Raw genomic sequence first — 18,491 nt, 5'->3', positions numbered from 1 at the left:
CATTTTAGAAATTTTATTTTTTTTACTTATCTAATAATTTACTTGTATTTATAAATATTGTACAATCATTTCATAATTAATCATATGGGAATAAAACTATGTCAAATGAACTTCTTTTATCATCAGTCATTTTTGTCTTAGTTGGAGTTGTTTTAGTATCAGTATTTTTACTGTCACGATTCCTCGGACCACAAAACAAAGATGATGTTGAAAAAAACACGGTATACGAATCAGGGGTATCTCACCCAATTGGTGGAACAAAGCTACGATTTGCAGTTAAATTCTATTTAGTTGCCATTCTTTTCGTACTGTTTGATGTAGAGATCATTTTTATGTTTCCATGGGCTGTAAACGTTAAAGAGTTAGGAATATTAGGTCTGACCGAAATGTTTATGTTTATGGCTTTACTGTTTGGTGGTTTAATTTATATTTATAAGAAAAAGGCTCTTTCATGGGATTAGGAGTAGAATCTGTATTTGGCGATTCTGTCGTCACAACGAAACTAGACACCGCTGTTAACTGGGCACGTTCATACTCAATGTGGCCAATGGTATTTGGTACAGCATGTTGTGGTATTGAGTTCATGTCCGTTGCAGCAGCAAAATATGATTTATCAAGATTTGGAGCAGAGGTTGTTCGTTTCTCTCCAAGACAAGCGGACCTGATGATTGTTGCAGGAACCATCTCTTTTAAACAAGCACCTGTATTAAAGAAAATCTACGACCAAATGTGCGAGCCAAAATGGGTTATCTCAATGGGAGCCTGTGCTTGTTCAGGTGGTTTTTATGACAACTATACCACCGTTCAAGGAATTGATGAAATCATTCCAGTTGATGAATACATTGCAGGTTGCCCTCCACGACCAGAAGCTGTTTTAGATGCCATCATGAGAATTCAAAAAAAATCTGAAGATGAATCGATCATCAAAGAGAGAGCAAAAAATTTCAAGGGGTATTTAGATGCTTAAGCCAGATATGATTGTAAACCCTAGTGAACTTAAATCGACCATTAAAAATTTAAAAGATAAAGAGAGTTTCACCCTTCTTTTAGATATTACTGCGATTGACTACTTAAAATTCCCAGTCAAACAGCCCACACGTTTTGCATTGGTATATATCTTAAGAGATGCCTCATTTAAAAAAAGTGTCACCATTAAAACATATGTCGATGATGCCACATTAAGCGTGCCATCACTTACAGACATCTATTTTGCTGCTGATTGGGCAGAAAGAGAGACGTTTGACCAATATGGAATCAAATTTGAAGGTCACCCAAATTTAAAAAGAGTGTTAAACCACCACCAATTTGAAGGTCACCCATTAAGAAAAGATTATAACATCACAGACCGACAAATCTGTACTGAAACAGAAGGCTTAATGGATGAAATGCCAAAACTTCTTACTTCAAAAGGGTACACACAACAAGAGCAAGATGACATGATGTACTTAAATATCGGTCCATCTCACCCGGCTTCACACGGTACCATCCGAAACTTCTTAGCATTAGAGGGTGAAACAATTAAAGCGTGTGTTACAGAAATTGGATACTTACATCGAGGTTTTGAAAAGAGTTGTGAAACGCATACGTATTCACAAATTATTCCTTATACTGACCGATTGAACTACTGTAGTGCCATTTTAAACAACATTGGTTATTGTAAAACCATTGAAGAGATGTTAGACATCCAAATCACAGACCGAGCTCAATTTATCAGAGTGATTATTGGTGAGTTATCACGAATCATTGACCACATTGTTTGTAATGCTGCCAACATGGTTGACCTAGGTGGACTTACAAACTTCTGGTTTATTTTCTCTGCACGGGATAAAGCGTATGACCTTCTTTCAAAACTAACAGGAGCAAGACTGACGAACTCTTACACAAGAGTGGGTGGTTTAGAGTATGACTTGTATGATGGTTTTGCTCAAGATTTAGAAGATGTTTTAAAAGCCGTTGAACAAGGAACTGTTGATGCGCTGAGCTTAGTTGAACACAACCGAATCTTCCACGACAGAACGCAAGATGTGGGTGTGATTACAAAAGAGTTTGCAATCAGTGCGGGTATTACGGGAGTGAATTTAAGAGCTGCAGGTGTGAATTATGATATTCGAAAAACAAATCCTTATTATCACTATGACTCATTTGACTTTGACGTGGTTCTTGGAAGTCATGGAGATGTCTATGACCGAATCATGTGTAAATTTGAAGAGATGAGACAAAGTATTCGAATCATCCGACAAGCAATGAAAAACTTACCCGATGGTGAAGTCAATGTCTATGCACCAGATGTACTTCTGCCAGCTAAGAAAGATGTTTACGGAAACATTGAAGGGTTAATGAACCAATTCAAATTAACATTTGAAGGGATTAAAGTGCCACAAGGTGAATACTACAGTGCAACGGAAGCTGGAAACGGTGAATTAGGTTTCTACGTTGTAAGTGATGGTTCAGGGACACCGTATAAGGTTAAATGTAGACCACCGTGTTTCTATGCCTTAGGTGCATATTCAAAAATTGTAGAGGGTGGAATGATTGCTGATGCAGTTGTTACTATGGCTTCTATGAACTTTATTGCTGGGGAGTTTGACAGATAATGGGAAAATTTACATTTACGCAAGAGAACGAAGAAAAATTCCAAACCATTGCAAAAAAGTATCCAAAGATTGATTCAATGATGCTTCCTGGACTTTGGTTGGTTCAAGAGCAAGAGGGTTGGGTGAGTCCTGATGCCATGATTTTTATTGCAGACAAACTGGGAAAATCTCCTATTGAAGTCTATGAATTTGCAACATTTTATACGATGTTTAACCTCAAACCAATTGGTACATACCACATTGAGTTGTGTAAAACACTCTCATGTATGATCATGGGTGCACCTGAATTGAAAAAATTCATCAAAGATACTTTAGGAATTGGACCAGGCGAAACAACCGCCGATGGGAAATTTACTCTCAGCGAAGTGGAGTGCCAAGGCGCATGCGGTGGAGCACCAATGATTGCATTGAACCACCAATATCATGAGAACTTAACCGTTGATAAGTTAAAAACTATCATTGAGGAGTGTAAATAATGGGTGCAAATGAGATGATTGTAAAAATTGTAAGTAAAAACTTTGACATCCCTGATTCACATAAATTGGAAGTGGCATTAAAACATGGACGATATGAATCAATCGATAAACTCTTCACAATGGCTCCAGATGAAGTAACCGAAGAGGTTTGCAAAAGTGGTTTACGAGGAAAAGGTGGAGGTGGTGCACACTGTGGACCCAAATGGAAACTGATGCCACCAGTAGATGAGCGACCACGATATTTAATCGTCAATGGAGATGAGTCTGAACCAGGTACATTTAAAGACCGACAAATCTTCCAATATGACCCGCATTTATTGATTGAGGGAATCATCTGTTCATCATACGCCATTGGCGCGCATGATGCTTTTATCTATATTCGAGGTGAATACAAATGGTTCATTGACAGGCTCAATGAAGCCATTGAGGAAGCATATACTGCTGGAATCATTGGTGAAAAAGTGATGAACAAATATGACTTCAGAATGGACATCACTGTTCATAGAGGTGGTGGAGCTTATATTTGTGGGGAAAAGTCTGCACTGATTGAATCCGTTGAAGGTAAAAGAGGACACCCACGACTTAAACCACACGGGAAAGAGTGTGAGTGGTTCTATGATATGCCAGCAACTGTCAATAACGTTGAGACGATTTCATCTGTTCCAAACATTGTTTTAAATGGCTATGAGTCATACACCAAATATGGGACAGAAAAAGCGCCAGGAACCATGCTGTTTGCAATGAGTGGTCCTGTTAAAAACCCAGGCGTTTATGAACTTCAATATGGTTGTAAAATGACGGATGTCATCAATGAAATTGGTGGAGGAATGAGAGATGGACTTACATTAAAAGCTGTTATTCCAGGTGGAGCTTCATGCCCTATTTTAACCGCCGAAGAAGTTGAAAAAGCCTACTTAGACTATGAATCAATGTGGGACATTGGTTCAACGTTAGGAACAGGGGGAATGATGATCATTCCTGAAGGAACTTCGATGGTAGATGTTGCGAAGAACTTGATTGAGTTTTATCACCACGAATCGTGTGGTCAATGTACACCTTGTCGAGAGGGGACAGGATGGATTGATAAAATTCTTAAAGGAATTATCGAAGGAGTCGGTAAAGAAGAGGACTTAGATACAATTCTTGATGTGTGTGAAACCATGAATGGTAAAACAGTATGTGTATTTGCACCTGCGGTTAAAGATATCATTAAAAGTATCGTTCAAAAATTCAGAGATGAATTTATTGCTGAAATTAAATAAATTAAAAATTAAATTATAAACAGGAGAAAAACATGGCGAAGAATACAATGACGTTGACAGACAACAGAAATGGTAAATCATACGAGTATGATATTGTAAGTGGTACAAGAGGACCAGACGTAGTTAATATCTCTACATTCTATAAAGATTCTGGTATGTTCACTTATGACCCAGGTTATACGTCAACTGCAAGTTGTGAATCTAAAATTACTTTCATTGATGGTGAAAATTCAGAGTTAAGATACAGAGGTTACCCAATCCAAGAGCTTGCTGGTAAACACTCGTATTTAGATGTTTGTTACTTATTAATGAGAGGAAGATTACCTTCTCCTGAAGAGTCAAAAGGTTTCGATTTAGAGATCCGACACCGATCTTTCATCAACGAAGGTTTAGTACGAATTTTTGACGCATTCCCAGATGGTGCACACCCAATGGCGACACTTGGTGCAGCAGTGATGGCTTTATCAACATTTTATAAAGAGCACTTAAACTTAGAAGATGAAGCTGAGTTTAAAGAGATGAGAAGAAGAATTGTAGCAAAAATGCCTACAATTGCTGCGATGGCTTATAGAAACTCTATTGGGGTTCCAATGATTTATCCAGATGTAGACCGATACTTCACTGAAAACTTCTTATACATGTTAAGAGCTTACCCTGGTGGAAAAATGAAAAACCTAGGGAACGGCTTAAAAGATGAAATCAAACAAGTTGAAGTGGATGCATTAGATGCTATTTTTACACTGCATGCGGATCATGAGCAAAATGCCTCTACAACAACTGTTAGAAACGTTGCTTCAACTGAAGCGCACCCATATGTGGCTATTGCTTCGGGTATTGCTGCATTATGGGGATCTGCTCACGGTGGTGCCAATGAAAAAGTGATGGATCAATTACGAATGATTGGGGATGTTAAAAACGTGCCTTCATACATTGCAAAAGCAAAAGACAAAAATGATCCATTCAGATTGATGGGATTTGGTCACCGAGTTTATAAAAACAGGGACCCAAGAGCAGAGACTTTAAAAGGGTTACAAGACAAATTAAGAGAAGAGTTAAATCTTGACTCTCAACTGTTAGACGTCGCAGCAGCAGTTGAAGAAGCAGCACTTAAAGATGACTACTTCAAAGACAGAGGATTGTATCCAAACATCGACTTCTATTCAGGTGTTATTTTAACAGCACTTCGAATTCCAGTAGAGATGTTTACACCAATCTTCGTTATTGGTAGAACCGTAGGATGGATTACACAATGGTCAGAATTAAAACAAGATCCAGCACACAGAATTGCAAGACCAAGACAATTATATACAGGTAAATAATAAATTTTTTTTAAACGGTCAAAAGGAGATAACAAAATATGGGTGAAATGGTTAAGATATCAGTAAATGATCAAGAGTTAGAAGCAGCAAAAGGGAGTTTACTTATTGATGCTTTGATAAAGGAGAATATTCATATTCCCCACTTTTGTTATCACCAAGCCCTTGGTAAAGATGGAAACTGTCGTATGTGTATGGTGGAAATCGAAGGGCAAAAACGTCCACAAATTGCATGTGATACACCAGTTAAAGAGGGTATGATTGTTCGTACCAAAGGTGAAAAAATTGAAGGTGTAAGAAGAGATATCTTAGAGCTTCAACTTGTAAACCACCCTCTTGATTGCCCAACATGTGACCAAGCAGGTGAATGTAAACTACAAGACTACTATATGGACAGTGGTTTTTATGTCAACCGAGTGAATGTTCAAAAGAACCATGCACTCAAAAGCGTTGACTTAGGTCGAAACGTTATGTTAGACCAAGAGCGATGTGTTTTATGTACACGTTGTGTTCGATTCTTTAAAAACGTCACCAAAACCAATGAACTCGGTGTTCATTCAAGAGCTGACCACTCTGTGATTGGAACGTTTCCAGGAATGGAACTTCAAAGTGAATACTCAATGAACGTTGTTGATTTATGCCCCGTGGGAGCTTTAACAAGTAAAGATTTTCGATTCCAACAAAGAGTGTGGTTCATGGAATCATTTGAAGCGATTTGTAATGGGTGTTCAAAAGGGTGTAATATTCATGTGGATCATAGAAAAGGGAAATATGAAGATGACGCCATTTTCAGATTCCGACCACGAGTCAATGAGGCAGTGAATGGACACTTCATTTGTGATACAGGACGTCTTTCATATCACCAAGAAAATGAAGAGCGATTTGTCAGCTCTTTATTAAACAAAAGTGAAGAGAACATCAATAACATCAAAGCTTCATTTGTAAAAGCTCTTAACGACAACCAAAACATCTTGTTTGTTGTTTCTCCTACACTTTCATGCGAAGAGTTAAAAGCAGCTCAAGAGTTGGCTGTAAAAACAAAAGCAACGATTAATGGATACTCTCCACAATACATTGATGAAGCGTTTAAAGATGAGTTGCTTCATACCAATGACCGATCTTGCAACAGAAAAGCATTTGAAGAGATCAACATCAATGAAGATGAAAAGGTGTTTAATAATGCTTTACAAAGCTCAACCTTAATCATCATTCTAGAAAACAGTTATTTTGAAGATAAAACAGAGTTACTCAAGGGGAAAACTGTGGTGAACTTCACTTCACATAACTCAGCTGTGAATGAAGTTGCAAATATCGCCGTTGCAACCAAATCATTCTTAGAAAAATCGGGAACGTACATCAATGTTGATGGCATTAAACAAGAAGTCATTTCACAAATGAAAAAAGAGAATCCTAGTGTGGATGTGAAAGAGTTCTTAGATACCATCAACAGAATGCTTTAAAAAGGAACAAAATGGATTTCGTATCAGTTATTATCATAATTGTTAACATTCTACTGGCTGTGAAACTTGCAGTTGGTACGACACCCATCTTAGTATGGTGGGAGAGACGGGTTGCTGGTTTCATCCAAGGACGAACCGGACCTAACCGATGTAATATTGCGGGTATCAGGCTGGGTGGTTTGATTCAAAGTATTGCAGATATGTTAAAACTAGTATTTAAAGAGGACTTTACTCCAGGACATATCAAGTATAAGTTCTTCTTTACAATTGCGCCTGCAATTGTATTCTTTTGTTCTTTATTAACATTCGCTGTTATTCCATTTGCTGATACCCTCTTTATTGATGGTCAAGCACATATGATGCAAGCCATTCCAATGCATTTAGGAATCATGTGGTTTTTAGCATATGCAGGACTTGCAACCTATGGAATCATTCTAGGGGGTTACTCTTCAAACAGTAAGTATGGTCTTTTAAGTTCGATTCGTACAACCGCACAAGTTATCTCTTATGAAGCTTCAATGGCATTAGCAATCATCTCAGTGATTTTATCGTATGGTTCAATTCACTTAAATGATATGGTTACAGCACAAGGTGAATTACTCTTTGGTTTCTTACCATCATGGGGAATTATCATTCAGCCATTAGCTGCTCTTATTTTCATCGTGTGTGCGTTTGCTGAAGCCAACCGAACACCGTTTGATATTGCCGAAGGTGAGTCAGAAATTGTTGCTGGGTATCACACAGAGTACTCTGCAATGAGATTTGGTCTTTTCCAAGTAGGTGAATTTGCTGCCATGGGTGCATCAGCTGCATTTATTACCACTTTGTTCCTTGGTGGTTATCACATCCCTTGGATGGACACAGCAACACTTAAAGCCAACATTGACAACGTGTTAATGGTATTGATTCTTTTAATTCCAGTATTAACACTTCTTTTCATTGGTTGGATGCAAAAAAACAACACTTGGGATAATCCAAATGACCCACGAGCAAAAGAGACTGCTATTCTGACCAAAGTATTCTTAGGTCTTGGTGGAGTTGTTACGGTTTCTTTGGCGTATGTTTTTTTAAGTGGCTTAAGTGAAAACGGTGTCAACATTGCAACAGCCGTGATTCAAATCAGTACATTCATGTTGAAATTCTTTTTTGTATGTTTTGTATTTATTTGGGTGAGATGGACGCTACTGAGATTTCGATATGACCAACTGCAAATGCTTGGTTGGAAAGTATTGTTGCCATTGGCATTATTAAATATTTTTATTACAGCATTAGTTGTTGTATTCGCAGGAAGTTAATATGGGTGTAAAAGTAATTGAACGACACGGAAGCTCGTTAAAAGACAGACTCTATATCCCTGCTATTGCAGGTGGTATGAAGACGACATTTAAAAAGTTCGTAACCAACTTAAAAGACACATCAAACTTAGAGACACTGCAATATCCAGAGGTTCAACCTACAGATATTACAGAACGATACCGAGGGGTTCATCGTTTGACTAAATGGGATGATGGAAGTGAGAAGTGTGTTGCATGTTATATGTGTGCAACAGCTTGTCCTGCTCAATGTATCTTTATTGATGCCGAAGAGAGAACCGATGGGGTATCTGAAAAACGTCCTAAAGAGTTTAAAATTGATCTTTTAGAGTGTGTATTTTGTGGTTATTGTGTGGATGCTTGTCCGTGTGACGCGATTCGAATGGACACAGGAATTTTCAGTTTTACAGGGGATAAAAGAGAAGATTTTGTGGTCGATAAAAAACGTTTAATGTCTCATGAAGCGTACACAAAAGAGGAGTCTGATAATGATTGATTTTATGTTTGTTGCACTGGGTTTCTTTGCTATTACCGGTGCAATTGCAATGCTTTTATATAAAAGCCCTATTTATGCCGCTTTAGGACTTTTAATCTCAGTATTGTCAATTGGAGGATTGTTTGCATTATTAAGCGCTTCATTTATGTTTATGGTGCAACTCATTGTGTATGCAGGTGCAATCTTAACGCTGTTGTTGTTCATCTTAATGTACTTAAATATCAATGAAGAGGATCTGCCAAAGGAGCCAAATCGAAACTTTTTAATTGGTTTGGGTATTGCCATTATGGTACCTATTAATGCACTGATTTTAGATGCGGTTTCAAAACTGCCTGCAGCAGACATGTCCGTTGTTGCAGAAGGTTTTGGTGGAATTAAAGAGCTTGGTTTAAAACTCTTTACAGAGTGGTTGGTACCATTTGAGTTGATTTCAATCTTGCTTTTAGTGGCGCTTGTGGGTGCCATTGTATTAGCCAAGAAAAAAGATAGAAAGGAGTTAAATTGACTAGTTTATTAGGTTACGCAACCATCTCTATGATCCTCTTTTCTATTGGAGTCATTGGAGTCATTGCACGAAGAAACATCTTTATTATTTATATGTCCATTGAGTTGATGTTAAATGCAATCAACCTCTTCTTGGTTACATTTGCACGATACCATTTCAACATGGATGCACAAATCATCTCTATTATGGTCGTAGCAATTGCTGCAGCAGAAGCAGCTATTTTCTTATCTGTGATTATCTTACTGTTTAGAAGTAAAGGTAAACTTGATACAGATATCTTTACTGAATTAAAACAGGAGGTAGAATAATGCATACTTCTTTTTTAGTTTGGATTATTTTAGCACCACTGATTGGTTCTATTTTAAATGCAGCTTTTTACATCTATCACATTAAAAGAAAGCCTCTTCCAGAGTCACTGTTTGCTTGGATTGGAACAGTAACTCCGTTTCTTGCTTTTCTTTTTACACTGTGCTTATTTACTCAAATGTACCAGACTGGGGTCACATTTGAGCAGTCTGTATTTACTTGGATGGACATTGGTGGTTTAACCATTGAGATGAAATTCTTAGGGGATAACCTTGCAATTTTCATGTCAATGTTTGTTACGTTTGTTGGATGGTTGATTCACATCTATGCTGTTGGATATATGAAGGGAGATGAAGGGTTTGGTAAATTCTTCGCTTACTTCAACTTGTTCTTAGCATCAATGTTGATCCTTGTGCTTGCAGATAACCCAATTATTCTTTTCATCGGATGGGAAGGCGTTGGTGTTTGTTCATACTTGCTTATCTCATTTTATTACACCGATGCGCAAAATGTTATTGCAGGTAATAAAGCGTTTATTGCAAACCGTGTGGGTGATCTTGGGTTTATCCTTGGGGTTGTTACACTCTTCTTCGCATTGAACAAAACAGGATTAAGCTTCTCAGACATGGAAGCAAACATTGATTTGGCTTCAGGAAGCATGTTAGCTGTTGCAGGTTTCTTACTCTTTGTGGGTGCAATGGGTAAATCAGCACAAGTCCCTTTATATGTATGGCTTCCAGATGCGATGGCAGGTCCAACACCAATTTCAGCACTGATTCACGCAGCAACCATGGTTACTGCAGGGGTATATATGGTGGCACGTTTCCACTTCTTATATACAGGAGTGGAAGACATTGGATTGTTCATTTCATACATTGGCGCCATTTCAGCACTGCTTGCAGCCGTGATTGCAACACGACAAACGGATATTAAAAAGATTCTTGCTTACTCTACAATGAGTCAGTTGGGCTATATGTTTATTGCTGTGGGTCTTGGTTTTTACAGTTCAGGGCTTTTCCATGTATTCACACACGCCTTTTTTAAAGCGATGCTGTTCATGGGAGCAGGTGCAGCTATTTTAGCTCTACACCACGAACAAAACATCTTCAAAATGGCTCAACACAGAGTGTACCAACCCATTGTAAAAGCAACTTTTTTAATTGGGGTCATTGCGATTTCAGGTATTCCTCCATTTTCTGGATTCTTCTCAAAAGATGCAATTTTAGCTGCAGCATACCAAGAGGGTGAGTTTGTTCTCTATGGAATTGGTATTTTCACGGCATTCTTAACAGCATTTTATATGTTCCGATTGTATTTTGTTGTATTCGTTGCGCCAAATGGTCATGACGTACACTATGCATCAACTGATAAAACCATCACCTTCCCTCTTTTAGTCTTAGCTATTGGGGCAGTGTTTGCAGGGTTCTTAAACTTTCCAGCCATTTTTGGTGGAAGTCATATGGTCGATACATGGTTGGCACAAACCAACTCGATTGAGTTACACATGTCGCACGCTACAGAGTATATCTTGATGTTATCAAGTATCGTGGTTGCGTCACTTGGTATTTTAGTGGCGTACTTAAAATATGGTAAATATGATGTATCTGTAGAAGAGAAAGAGGATGGCATCATTGGAAACAAATTCTACATTGATGAGTTATATGACATTCTGTTTGTAAAATCTTTACAAAAAGTGAGTCAATTCTTCGACAAAGTTGTGGATGACAAAATTGTGGATGGTTTTATTATGATGGTCAGCCGAGAGTTTATCGAATTCGGTAAAAAACTTGCGTTTTTACAAAATGCAAACGTAAGATTTTATGCATTGTATATGCTTATAGGTATGAGTTGTACATTCTTATATCTTTACAACACACTAATAGGACAGTAGAATGGGTACGGATTTATTATCATTTATTATTTTTCTACCGGCGTTTGTTGCTTTCATTTTAATGGTGACAACAACGAAGGTTGAAGATGTTAGAAATATTGCATTTATTACGACAATAATCACGCTTGTTCTTGTTTTAAAACTTTACTTGAACTATGACCCAGAGAGTGGAATGCAGTTTGTTATCAATGTACCTTGGATTTTAAAATATGGGATCAACTATTATGTGGGTGTAGATGGGTTCTCATTAACCGTTTTAATGATGATTGCTATTTTAATTCCTTCAGCATATTTACTTCTTTGGGATGGACGAACTAAAGGGTACTGGATTAACATGCTTCTTGTTCAAACAGGGGTAACCGGAGCCCTTTTATCATTGGATATCATTCTATTCTACTTCTTTTGGGAAATGATGTTACTGCCAGTATTCTTAATGATTGGTAACTTTGGTACGGGAGATAAAATATTTACAACCATTAAAGTAACAGTTTATACCATGTTTGGTTCATTGTTGATGTTCGTTGCCATTATCTATTTAGGAGTTGCTTACTTTAATGAGTTTGGTCTATGGAGTTTCCAATACTCTGATTTAACTCAAATCACAAACTTGACTTACGCTGAAGAGTTCTGGCTCTTTTTGGCATTCTTAACCGCATTTGCCATTAAGATTCCCCTCTTTCCATTTCATACATGGATCATGGATACGTATAAAAATGCACCAACAGGTGCCGTGTTCTTGCTCTCATCTATTATGGCAAAATTGGGTATCTACGCAGTAGTACGGTTTATGATTCCACTCTTTCCAGAAATATATATCCAATTCTCATCTTGGTTTGTATTTATTGGATTGTTTGGTCTGATTTACTTTGGTATTGCCGCATTGATGCAAGATGACATCAAACGAATGTTCGCTTACTCATCGGCTTCACACCTTTCATTTATTGCTGCGGGTATCTTTTCACTGAATGATTATGGGGTAAGTGGGGCACTGTACTTAGTAATTGCTCACGCCATTGCAACGGGGGCATTGTTCTTACTTATAGGAATTTTATACCATCAAACTGGATATAAAACCATTAAAGATTTAGGGGGCATTGCAAAACAAGCACCTATTTTTACATTTATCTTTGCGATTATGCTGTTTGCAAACGTGGGTCTACCTGGAACAAACGGATTCGTTGCAGAGCTTTTAATTATCTTTGGTATTTACCAATTTAATCCCATCATGGGTTATGTTGCAGCGGTTACGGTTTTAGTTGCTGCTTCATTCATGTTATGGATGTTCCAACGAGCAATTTTACAAAAAAGAGAAGGACCAGCTCTTAAAATGAGAGATTTAAAAATCAAAGAGATTCTTGGTTTGGCTCCATGGGTCATCTTAGTTATCCTTATGGGGGTTTACCCAGATCCATTTATCGATAAATTCGAACCATCAGTGATTCACTATTTAACTGATATCTTAAAATTAGGAGCTGCAAAATGATGGAAGTAATGAACATATTGCCAGTTCTTATTGTATTAACTGGTGCCTTGGTATCGATGTTCTTAAGTATGTACGATAAATTCTCAATGAAGTATCATATTGGGGTTTCTGTACTTTTCTTAGTATTGGCACTGGCTTTTGCTGTTTATCCAGCAGGAGAGATTTATGCCATTCAACCTTTCAGTGATTATTTCAATGACCTATTGATTTTTGATACATATTCAAACTTTTTTACCATTGCATTGATTGTGGGAGCGTTGCTGGTTATTTTAATTGGTGAACACTATTTACAAGCACACTCATTCTTTAAAGGGGAATTCTTATCTATTTTAATGTTCTCACTTTTTGGTATGATTTTATTGGCCAATGCCAATGAACTTATTACGGCCTACATTGCACTTGAAATTGCTTCATTCGCTGTATACGTAATGGTAGGATTTAACACACAAAATCCCATTCGAGTTGAAGCGGTATTTAAATACTTAGTACTGGGATCATTTATTGGTGCATTTTACTTATTGGGGGTGGTTCTGATTTTTGGCGCAACGGGGACCACTCAATTAACAGAGTTAACACAATACATTCTTTCTCACTCAAATGGTGAGTTAACACTGGTGTACATTGGTTTAACACTGATTATATTTACATTTTTCTTTAAAATTGCAGCGTTCCCATTCCAATCATGGGTACTTGATGTGTATCGAGGTGCACCTATTTTAGTTACTGCGTATATGGCGTCGGTATTTAAAATTGCCATTTTCTCTTTCTTCTTAAGAGCCTTTTTACAAAGTTTCCCAACACTTCAGGATTTCTGGGATCCAATCTTAACAGTATTGATTGTGTTCACATTGACGTTAGGTACATGGTTGGCCATCACACAAAAAATTGTTAAAAGAATGTTAGCAGCTTCTTCAATCGTGCACACAGGGTACTTACTCTTAGCATTTATTGCTGTGGGTGAAAACATAGAGAGTGCCTACTCAATCATTTTTTACCTTATTGCATACCTTTTAACTGCCATTGGTTCATTTGGTTTGGTATCGCATATTATTGCCCAAACAAAAGTGAGAGTTACGTATGATGATTTTAAAGGTTTGGCACAAGAGCGACCATTCCTTGCAGCAATGATGACGATATTTATGTTCTCTCTTGCAGGGATTCCATCAACCATTGGGTTTATCGCAAAACTCTATGTATTTACGGAAGCGATTAATGCAGGTTACATCTATTTAGCCATCTATGCCATTTTAGCAACGTGTGTCTCGGTGTACTATTACTTCAAATTGATTGCGATGATGTACTTCTATCCAAGCAATAAAGAGCTTGAAGAAGAGACTTTTGATGATTCAAGAATCTCGACATACGCCATTGCTTTGATTGCAATTTTAATCATTTGGGGTGGTGTAGGATCAGCACTGTTATTCTTCATGCCAATTCCAAGTATTGACGGAATATTTGAGTTAGTACAAATATCTGTGAAATCACTTTTTCTATAGTATGGTAATGTGTTAATATGTAACACTCATTTCATACAATTATCATAAAGCTTAAGAGTGCTTAAGTTTTCCACTAAAGCCCCTTAATTGGGGCTTTTTTACATATTGAATATTCATTCAAAAACAATTTCTGTACAAAATTTTTATGGATTTTGAAGCAATTTTTTGCTATTCTTTTGCTACAAAATTTAACTACAACTATAATACTAATAACTTACATTTATATTACATAAGTTTTTATTATTATACATGTATTAAAGATAAATTCAACCAATGAAAGGATTAACTATGAGTGACCTAATAGAGGGTTATATAGGTACAACAGTTGAGAGAAAGAAAAGTCGAGTACCTGCTAAACTTGATTACATTCAAAGTGCGACAGGTTTAATTCTTGGACTTTTTATGTGGGGACATATGTTTATGGTTGCCTCAATTTTAGTCAGTAAAGATTTTATGTACGCTGTGACTAAATTTTTTGAAGCCAGCTTTATTTTTGATGGAGGAAATCCTTTATTGGTTTCTATTTTGGCTTTGGTCATTTTTATCATTTTCATTACACACGCCGCTATGGGTATGCGAAAACTTCCAGGTAACTTTAAACAGTATCAAGTAATGAAGGCTCATGCAAACAACATGGGTCATGAAGACACTAAACTTTGGTTCACTCAAGCATTCACAGGTTTTGCAATGTTCTTCTTAGGTTCTATTCACTTATACATCATTATGACAAATTCAGATGCAATTGGTCCATATGCAAGTGCAGACAGAGTTTGGTCTGAGTGGATGTGGCCACTTTATATTCTTTTATTATTAGCGGTTGAATTACACGGTACAATTGGTTTATATCGACTCTGTGTTAAGTGGGGATGGTTTGATGGAAACGATCCTAAAGCTTCACGAGCACGACTTAAAAAAATCAAAAAAATCCTTACAGTATTTTTCTTAGTACTTGGATTTGCAACACTTGCAGCATACATGAAAATTGGTATGGAGCATGCAGACAGAGCGGGTGAAAGATACAATCCAACACTTGCACAAGTTGAATCAACGATTATGGAGGGAATTAAATAATGAAAATTAATTACTGTGACGCATTGGTTATTGGTGGAGGGCTTGCAGGTTTAAGAGCTGCAGTTGCTGCACAAAAAAAGGGTTTAAGTACAACAGTTTTATCTTTAGTTCCTGTAAAAAGATCACACTCAGCTGCAGCTCAAGGTGGGATGCAAGCATCTTTAGGTAACTCTAAAATGTCAGATGGTGATAACGAAGATTTACACTTTGCAGATACGGTTAAAGGAAGTGACTGGGGATGTGACCAAGATGTAGCAAGAATGTTCGTGCACACTGCACCAAAAGCAATTCGAGAGTTAGCATCTTGGGGGGTTCCTTGGTCAAGAGTTAAAGCTGGAACACGTGAAGCCGTTATCAATGCTAAAAAAACAACGATTACAGAAGACGAAGACCGACATGGACTTATCACATCAAGAGATTTTGGTGGAACTAAAAAATGGCGAACATGTTATACTGCCGATGCAACAGGACACACTATGCTGTTTGGTGTTGCTAACGAAGCTTTAAAACATGACGTTGATATTCGAGACAGAAAAGAAGCATTAAGCTTAATCCACGAAGATGGACGATGTTATGGTGCAGTTGTAAGAGATTTAATCACGGGTGAATTAGAAGCATACGTTGCTAAAGGAACTTGTATTGCTACAGGTGGATATGGAAGAGTATTTAAACAAACTACAAATGCTGTAATTTGTGAAGGTACAGGTCAAGCAATCGCAATTGAGACTGGTATTGCAACATTGGGGAATATGGAAGCAGTACAATTTCACCCAACACCAATCGTGCCATCAGGTATTTTATTAACTGAAGGTTGTCGAGGTGATGGTGGAATTTTGAGAGACGTTGATGGTCACCGATTCATGCCAGATTATGAGCCAGAGAAAAAAGAGCTTGCTTCAAGAGACGTTGTTTCAAGAAGAATGATCGAGCACATCAGAAACGGTAAAGGGGTTCCTTCACCTTATGGTTACCACGTATGGTTAGATATCTCTATTCTTGGTCGAGAGCACATCGAGAAAAACTTAAGAGACGTACAAGAGATTTGTCAAATCTTTAATGGTATTGATCCAGCAGATGAAGGTCCAAAAGGGTGGGCGCCAGTATTACCAATGCAACACTACTCTATGGGTGGTATCAGAACAAAACCAACAGGTGAGTCTCAAAACTTAAATGGACTGTTTGCTTGTGGAGAAGCTGCTTGTTGGGATATGCATGGGTTTAACCGACTTGGAGGAAACTCAGTATCTGAAACAGTTGTTGCTGGTATGATTATTGGTAACTACTTTGCAGATTACTGTTTAGAAAATGATGTAACAATTCCAACAACAACGGTTCAAAAATTCTTAGATGAGCAAGATGCTTACTTAGATGAGATTTTAGCTTACAATGGAAATGAAAACATCTATAAAATCAAAAACAGAATGAAAGAACTTATGGATGAAAAAGTAGGTATTTTTAGAGATGGTCCACACTTAGCTGAAGCTGTTGAAGAGTTAAAAGAGTTATTACAAAAAACAAAACAAATCACTGTTGCTTCTAAAGAGAGAGCAGGAAACCCTGAACTTGAAGATGCGTACAGAGTACCAAAAATGTTAAAAGTTGCGTTATGTGTAGCTAAAGGTGCACGAGACAGAACAGAATCAAGAGGAGCTCACTACAGAGAAGATTACCTAAAACGAGATGATGCAAACTGGTTAAACAGAACATTGACTTCTTGGCCAAATGCCGATGCTTTAGAGCCAGAAATCACTTATGAGCCATTGGACATCATGAAAATGGAGATGCCTCCAGCATTTAGAGGGTATGGTGCTAAGGGTATGATTATTGAGCATGAGCTTTCTGCAAAACGACAAGCTGAAGTGGATGAAATCACTGAAAAAATGCAAGCAGAAGGTAAAGATAGGCATGAGATTCAAGATGCATTGATGCCGTTTGAATTACCTATGAACTATAAAGAGAAAAATGAAAGAGCAGGAGATAAGTAATGAGCACACAAAAAGGTAGAGAAATTACAATTTCAGTACTTAAATTCAATCCAAGAAGTGCGGTTTCTAAACCACACTTTGTGGATTATAAACTAGAAGAGACTCCAGGAATGACTCTTTTCATTGCTTTAACAAAAATCAGAGAAGAGATTGACCCAGACTTATCTTTTGACTTCGTATGTCGAGCAGGTATTTGTGGTTCGTGTGGTATGGTGGTTAATGGTAAACCAGCCCTTGCTTGTAGAACACTTGTTGCAAGTTACCCTGAAGGAAAATTAACATTAATGCCAATGCCAGCATTTGAACTCATCAAAGACTTATCAGTAAATACTGGTAAATGGATGGATGGTATGTCTAAAAGAGTGGAATCTTGGATTCACTCAGATCATGAAGTCGATATTTCCAAACTTGAAGACAGAATTGACCCAGATGTGGCAAACGATACATTCGAATTAGACCGATGTATTGAGTGCGGTATTTGTGTTGCTTCTTGTGGTACTATGCTTATGAGACCTGATTTTGTAGGACCTGTTGGGTTAAACAGGGTTGCACGTTTTGAAATCGATCCACATGATGCACGAACTGCAGAAGACTACTATGAATTAATCGGTGATGATGACGGTATCTTTGGATGTATGTCATTAATGGCTTGTGAAGACCACTGTCCTAAACACTTACCATTACAAAACAAAATCGCTTACTTAAGAAGAAAGCTTGTAGCACTTCGATAAGCACTTTAAAGATGGGGGATATTCCCATCTTTATTCTTCAAAAAAACAGAAAAAGTTAATCAGCTTGATACAATGGCTGATTAACTTTTTCTATTTTAGGGCTATT

17 protein-coding genes are annotated in these 18,491 nt (G+C 37.4%); all 17 read left to right on the top strand.

Going from position 1 to position 18,491, the window contains the following annotated elements; translation table 11 throughout:
• Positions 1-98 precede the first annotated feature (98 nt).
• The 17 genes from CRV04_RS08870 to CRV04_RS08790 all read left to right on the top strand — a co-directional run bounded on the left by CRV04_RS08870 (position 99) and on the right by CRV04_RS08790 (position 18,385).
• Positions 99-461 (top strand): NADH-quinone oxidoreductase subunit A, encoded by a 363-nt coding sequence (locus CRV04_RS08870; RefSeq protein WP_128996487.1) that lies wholly within the window; start codon positions 99-101, stop codon positions 459-461.
• Complete coding sequence (locus CRV04_RS08865) at positions 452-967, top strand: NADH-quinone oxidoreductase subunit B (RefSeq protein WP_128996486.1); 516 nt, start codon at positions 452-454, stop codon at positions 965-967. The genes CRV04_RS08870 and CRV04_RS08865 overlap by 10 nt, the downstream gene beginning before the upstream one ends.
• Entirely contained in the window at positions 960-2,594 is a 1,635-nt protein-coding gene (locus tag CRV04_RS08860) for an NADH-quinone oxidoreductase subunit D (RefSeq protein ID WP_128996485.1), read from the top strand. The genes CRV04_RS08865 and CRV04_RS08860 overlap by 8 nt, the downstream gene beginning before the upstream one ends.
• Positions 2,594-3,070, top strand: coding sequence for an NADH-quinone oxidoreductase subunit NuoE family protein (locus tag CRV04_RS08855; RefSeq protein ID WP_128996484.1), 477 nt, complete (start codon positions 2,594-2,596; stop codon positions 3,068-3,070). Before CRV04_RS08860 ends, CRV04_RS08855 begins: the two co-directional genes overlap by 1 nt.
• Before the next feature lie 14 nt (positions 3,071-3,084).
• Positions 3,085-4,332, top strand: a complete 1,248-nt coding sequence (gene nuoF, locus CRV04_RS08850) for an NADH-quinone oxidoreductase subunit NuoF (protein WP_128996505.1) — start codon at positions 3,085-3,087, stop codon at positions 4,330-4,332.
• Between the two features lie 32 nt (positions 4,333-4,364).
• On the top strand, positions 4,365-5,651 hold the full coding sequence (locus CRV04_RS08845; RefSeq protein WP_128996483.1) for a citrate synthase: 1,287 nt from the start codon (positions 4,365-4,367) through the stop codon (positions 5,649-5,651).
• 38 nt (positions 5,652-5,689) lie between these two features.
• Entirely contained in the window at positions 5,690-7,108 is a 1,419-nt protein-coding gene (locus tag CRV04_RS08840; RefSeq protein WP_128996482.1) for an NADH-quinone oxidoreductase subunit G, read from the top strand.
• 11 nt (positions 7,109-7,119) lie between these two features.
• The gene (locus CRV04_RS08835; RefSeq protein WP_128996481.1) at positions 7,120-8,403 is read left to right on the top strand and encodes a complex I subunit 1/NuoH family protein; all 1,284 of its coding nucleotides are present in this window, start codon (positions 7,120-7,122) and stop codon (positions 8,401-8,403) included.
• Position 8,404: 1 nt separating this feature from the next.
• On the top strand, positions 8,405-8,917 hold the full coding sequence (locus CRV04_RS08830; RefSeq protein ID WP_128996480.1) for a NuoI/complex I 23 kDa subunit family protein: 513 nt from the start codon (positions 8,405-8,407) through the stop codon (positions 8,915-8,917).
• On the top strand, positions 8,910-9,422 hold the full coding sequence (locus tag CRV04_RS08825; protein WP_128996479.1) for an NADH-quinone oxidoreductase subunit J family protein: 513 nt from the start codon (positions 8,910-8,912) through the stop codon (positions 9,420-9,422). Before CRV04_RS08830 ends, CRV04_RS08825 begins: the two co-directional genes overlap by 8 nt.
• Positions 9,419-9,730 (top strand): NADH-quinone oxidoreductase subunit NuoK, encoded by a 312-nt coding sequence (nuoK, locus tag CRV04_RS08820; RefSeq protein WP_128996478.1) that lies wholly within the window; start codon positions 9,419-9,421, stop codon positions 9,728-9,730. Before CRV04_RS08825 ends, nuoK begins: the two co-directional genes overlap by 4 nt.
• A complete protein-coding gene (nuoL, locus tag CRV04_RS08815) occupies positions 9,730-11,619 on the top strand; it encodes an NADH-quinone oxidoreductase subunit L (protein ID WP_128996477.1) in 1,890 nt (629 codons plus the stop codon). Before nuoK ends, nuoL begins: the two co-directional genes overlap by 1 nt.
• A gap of 1 nt (position 11,620) precedes the next feature.
• The gene (locus CRV04_RS08810; protein ID WP_128996476.1) at positions 11,621-13,102 is read left to right on the top strand and encodes a complex I subunit 4 family protein; all 1,482 of its coding nucleotides are present in this window, start codon (positions 11,621-11,623) and stop codon (positions 13,100-13,102) included.
• Positions 13,099-14,598, top strand: coding sequence for an NADH-quinone oxidoreductase subunit N (locus tag CRV04_RS08805; RefSeq protein WP_128996475.1), 1,500 nt, complete (start codon positions 13,099-13,101; stop codon positions 14,596-14,598). The genes CRV04_RS08810 and CRV04_RS08805 overlap by 4 nt, the downstream gene beginning before the upstream one ends.
• A gap of 288 nt (positions 14,599-14,886) precedes the next feature.
• Positions 14,887-15,669 carry a fumarate reductase cytochrome b subunit gene (locus CRV04_RS08800; RefSeq protein WP_128996474.1) on the top strand — a complete coding sequence of 261 codons (783 nt, stop codon included), beginning with the start codon at positions 14,887-14,889 and terminating at the stop codon, positions 15,667-15,669.
• Positions 15,669-17,654, top strand: coding sequence for a fumarate reductase flavoprotein subunit (locus CRV04_RS08795; protein ID WP_128996473.1), 1,986 nt, complete (start codon positions 15,669-15,671; stop codon positions 17,652-17,654). Before CRV04_RS08800 ends, CRV04_RS08795 begins: the two co-directional genes overlap by 1 nt.
• Positions 17,654-18,385 (top strand): fumarate reductase iron-sulfur subunit, encoded by a 732-nt coding sequence (locus tag CRV04_RS08790; RefSeq protein ID WP_128996472.1) that lies wholly within the window; start codon positions 17,654-17,656, stop codon positions 18,383-18,385. The genes CRV04_RS08795 and CRV04_RS08790 overlap by 1 nt, the downstream gene beginning before the upstream one ends.
• Positions 18,386-18,491 lie beyond the last annotated feature (106 nt).

It is taken from the genome of Candidatus Marinarcus aquaticus (genome assembly GCF_004116335.1).
GTDB classification, from domain to species: Bacteria; Campylobacterota; Campylobacteria; order Campylobacterales; family Arcobacteraceae; genus Marinarcus; species Marinarcus aquaticus.
This window is presented reverse-complemented; position numbering and strand designations above follow the sequence as displayed.

Excerpts from the sequence above, each read along its gene's own strand:
- CRV04_RS08870 (WP_128996487.1), top strand. The coding sequence starts at position 99 with ATGTCAAATGAACTTCTTTTATCATCAGTCATTTTTGTCTTAGTTGGA.
- CRV04_RS08865 (WP_128996486.1), top strand. The coding sequence starts at position 452 with ATGGGATTAGGAGTAGAATCTGTATTTGGCGATTCTGTCGTCACAACG.
- CRV04_RS08860 (WP_128996485.1), top strand. The coding sequence starts at position 960 with ATGCTTAAGCCAGATATGATTGTAAACCCTAGTGAACTTAAATCGACC.
- CRV04_RS08855 (WP_128996484.1), top strand. The coding sequence starts at position 2,594 with ATGGGAAAATTTACATTTACGCAAGAGAACGAAGAAAAATTCCAAACC.
- nuoF (WP_128996505.1), top strand. The coding sequence starts at position 3,085 with ATGATTGTAAAAATTGTAAGTAAAAACTTTGACATCCCTGATTCACAT.
- CRV04_RS08845 (WP_128996483.1), top strand. The coding sequence starts at position 4,365 with ATGGCGAAGAATACAATGACGTTGACAGACAACAGAAATGGTAAATCA.
- CRV04_RS08840 (WP_128996482.1), top strand. The coding sequence starts at position 5,690 with ATGGGTGAAATGGTTAAGATATCAGTAAATGATCAAGAGTTAGAAGCA.
- CRV04_RS08835 (WP_128996481.1), top strand. The coding sequence starts at position 7,120 with ATGGATTTCGTATCAGTTATTATCATAATTGTTAACATTCTACTGGCT.
- CRV04_RS08830 (WP_128996480.1), top strand. The coding sequence starts at position 8,405 with ATGGGTGTAAAAGTAATTGAACGACACGGAAGCTCGTTAAAAGACAGA.
- CRV04_RS08825 (WP_128996479.1), top strand. The coding sequence starts at position 8,910 with ATGATTGATTTTATGTTTGTTGCACTGGGTTTCTTTGCTATTACCGGT.
- nuoL (WP_128996477.1), top strand. The coding sequence starts at position 9,730 with ATGCATACTTCTTTTTTAGTTTGGATTATTTTAGCACCACTGATTGGT.
- CRV04_RS08810 (WP_128996476.1), top strand. The coding sequence starts at position 11,621 with ATGGGTACGGATTTATTATCATTTATTATTTTTCTACCGGCGTTTGTT.
- CRV04_RS08805 (WP_128996475.1), top strand. The coding sequence starts at position 13,099 with ATGATGGAAGTAATGAACATATTGCCAGTTCTTATTGTATTAACTGGT.
- CRV04_RS08800 (WP_128996474.1), top strand. The coding sequence starts at position 14,887 with ATGAGTGACCTAATAGAGGGTTATATAGGTACAACAGTTGAGAGAAAG.
- CRV04_RS08795 (WP_128996473.1), top strand. The coding sequence starts at position 15,669 with ATGAAAATTAATTACTGTGACGCATTGGTTATTGGTGGAGGGCTTGCA.
- CRV04_RS08790 (WP_128996472.1), top strand. The coding sequence starts at position 17,654 with ATGAGCACACAAAAAGGTAGAGAAATTACAATTTCAGTACTTAAATTC.